Origin of the sequence: Alloalcanivorax mobilis, assembly GCF_002864685.1 — a bacterium.
Classification (GTDB): Bacteria; Pseudomonadota; Gammaproteobacteria; order Pseudomonadales; family Alcanivoracaceae; genus Alloalcanivorax; species Alloalcanivorax mobilis.
Genome location: NZ_NMQZ01000073.1, coordinates 1 through 2666 on the forward strand (window position 1 = coordinate 1; position 2666 = coordinate 2666).

Genomic DNA, 2666 nt, shown 5'->3' on the forward strand with positions numbered 1-2666 from the left:
AAAGCCGCGGTCTGCGAAGGGGCAGCGAAGTCGGCACCCTTGTAGCCTGCAGCTTGAAGCTTGAAGCCGCACTCCTCGGAGCACGGCTTCACCGCCGGCACGGCTTGTTCCCTTAATCCTGTTCCCTCTTTTTCCCCTTCAACGCCCAACAATAATGCCGGTGCGCAGCCGGGCCTGGCCGTAGCGGCTCATTTGTTCGAAGCGGGCGCGGCTGATCGGCACGTGCTGGCAGTCCAGCGGGTCCTGGTGGTCGGCGGGGTCGGGGTCGTGGATGTAGAAACATTCCCGGTCGCTGCCGCTGATCACCACCCAGTGAGGCGCTTTTCGGCCATCCAGCCGCCAGGTGCTGATCAGCACGATGGCGACGTCGCCGTTTTCCAATGCGCGGTCGAGCCGTTCGGCACTGAGTTCGCCGTAGTGGATCGGGATGCTCAATTCCCGGGCGTCGTGTTCGAAGTGGCGGTGCACGGTTTCGATCACTCTTTTCTTGTTGTCGTCGCGCACCGAATCCATGAACAGCGGGCCGATCTGGTTACACCACACTTCCACATTGAGCCCTCGACGGTGGGCGGCCAGCGCCAGGCCGAGCGGATGGCAGCCGCCGTGACCGGCGGTCATAAAGATGGTGGTGGCTTCGCGCCAGATAAGCAGCTCTTCGCTGTCGCTTTGCAGTTCCGCCGACGCGCCCTGCGCGGCCCGACCGAGCGCGGCCCGTGCCATCAACAGGCAGGCCGGGCCACAGGTGAAGTCGGTGCTTTGCCGCAGCCAGGGAATGCTCAGCTGTTCGCCGCTTTCCGGCTTGTAGTGCAGCCGTTTCTGAAAGCGCAGAGCGTCTTCGTGGTCTTCATAGTAGTCGGCGGTCTCGCCGAACAGTTTATAGCCCAGGCGCTGATACAGGCGGATCGCGGCCTGGTTGTCGCGGCGCACTTCCAGGCGCAGATACAGGCGTTTCTGATCGTGAGCGTACTGTTCCGCCGCCGCCATCAGGCGCTCCGCCAGGCCGCGACCGCGTTGCGCCGGGTCGATGGCGATCGAATACAGGCGCGCCAGGCGGGTGCCTTTTTGCAAAATCACCAGCACGTAACCGGCCAGGTCAGTGCTCGAATCGTGCGCCACGATCAAGCCGGTGTGGCCTTGCCGCACCCAATGCCGAAAACTGCGCCGGGACAAGCGGTCGCCTTGAAAGCAGCGCTCTTCAAGCGCGGTGAGCGCGTCGAGATCGGCGGCCTGGGCGGGGCGCAGTGAAAGCGAATCGGTCATGGCGGGCGGGTCCGGTGATCGGCGGGCGGCAATGGGCGCAGCATAAAGCAGGGTAGGGGGCGGTGCCAGTCGCGCGCGGGATGACGAAGCACCCCTGGAAACGGCATACTTGGCGCCGAAGGAGACAACGCAATGGCAACCCCCCCAACCCCGCTCAGGGGTTTGATTTTATCCGGCGGCGGCGCCCGTGCCGCTTACCAGGTGGGCGTACTGAGCGCGGTGGCGGACATGCTGCCCGCCGGCGTCACCAACCCGTTTCCGATTATCTGCGGCACCTCGGCGGGCGCCATCAACGCCGCCGGTCTGGCCGCCGGCGCGCACGATTACCGGCTCGCCGTGCGCGGGCTGGAACAGGTGTGGGCGAACATGACCGCCGAGCAGGTTTATCGCACCGACATCCTGGCGTTCGTGCGCAGCCTGGTGCGCTGGGCGTTCACCACCGCCGCCGGCGGCCGCGTCATGACACGCAGCGCGCTGTTGGACAACACGCCGCTGAAACGACTGCTGCGGCTGGTGATCAATTTCCAGCGCATTGATGAAAGCATTCGCAACGGGCATTTGCGGGCGCTGTCGATTACCGCCTCCAGTTACTCCACCGGTGAGTCGGTGGCGTTCTTCGAAGCCGCCGAGGAGCTGGAAGAATGGACCCGGGCGCGTCGCCTCGGCCGCCGCTCGCGCATCAATGTGTCGCACCTGCTGGCGTCCGCCGCCATCCCGCTGCTGTTTCCCGCCGAGAAAGTGGACGGCAGCTTTTACGGCGACGGCGCGGTGCGCCAATTGGCGCCGGTCAGCCCGGCGCTGCACCTGGGCGCCAACCGGCTGCTGGTGATCGGGGTGTCCGGCAACGTCAGCGCTGATCATCAGCGCGAGTTGAGCGGCTATCCATCGCTGGCGCAGGTGCTCGGCCATGTTCTCAACAGCGTGTTCGTGGACACCCTGGAAGCGGATGTGGAACGCCTGGAGCGCATCAATCACACGGTCGGTGCCCTGAGCCGCAAGGAACGCGCCCAGAACAACGTGCAACTGCGCCACATCGAAGTGCTCAAGATCTACCCGTCGCAGCCCATCGATGAAATCGCCGCCGAGCACACCCGCGAGCTGCCGCGCACCCTGCGCTTTTTCCTGCACGGCTCCGGCGCCACCCGCTCCCCCGGCGCCAGCGCGGTCAGTTATTTGCTGTTTGAACCGGGCTTCACACGCCGCCTGATGGCCCTCGGCTACCAGGACGCCAAGGCCCGCGAGGAAGAGATCCGGGCGTTTATGTTGGAATAGGAAAAGCGATGTAGGGTGCGGGTGAATTAAAGGTCAGTGGTTTTCAATGTTCGGTTTTCAGTTTTCAGTTTTCAGAATAAGACTCGCTACAGCGCCGCTGTGGGAGCGGTCCCTGACCGCGAACCGAGCGAAGG

General features: G+C 64.6%; 2 protein-coding genes. One reads left to right on the top strand and one right to left on the bottom strand.

The window, feature by feature from the left end:
- Positions 1–138: 138 nt before the first annotated feature.
- Entirely contained in the window at positions 139–1260 is a 1122-nt protein-coding gene (locus tag CGS25_RS18680; protein ID WP_089031802.1) for a GNAT family N-acetyltransferase/peptidase C39 family protein, read from the bottom strand.
- A 132-nt stretch (positions 1261–1392) separates the two neighbouring features.
- Between CGS25_RS18680 and CGS25_RS18685 the strand changes: the two genes are divergently transcribed.
- Positions 1393–2532, top strand: a complete 1140-nt coding sequence (locus CGS25_RS18685) for a patatin-like phospholipase family protein (RefSeq protein ID WP_101676395.1) — start codon at positions 1393–1395, stop codon at positions 2530–2532.
- Positions 2533–2666 lie beyond the last annotated feature (134 nt).

Bases quoted from the DNA above. Each gene is read 5' to 3' on its own strand.
- CGS25_RS18680 (WP_089031802.1), bottom strand. From the start codon at position 1,260: ATGACCGATTCGCTTTCACTGCGCCCCGCCCAGGCCGCCGATCTCGAC.
- CGS25_RS18685 (WP_101676395.1), top strand. From the start codon at position 1,393: ATGGCAACCCCCCCAACCCCGCTCAGGGGTTTGATTTTATCCGGCGGC.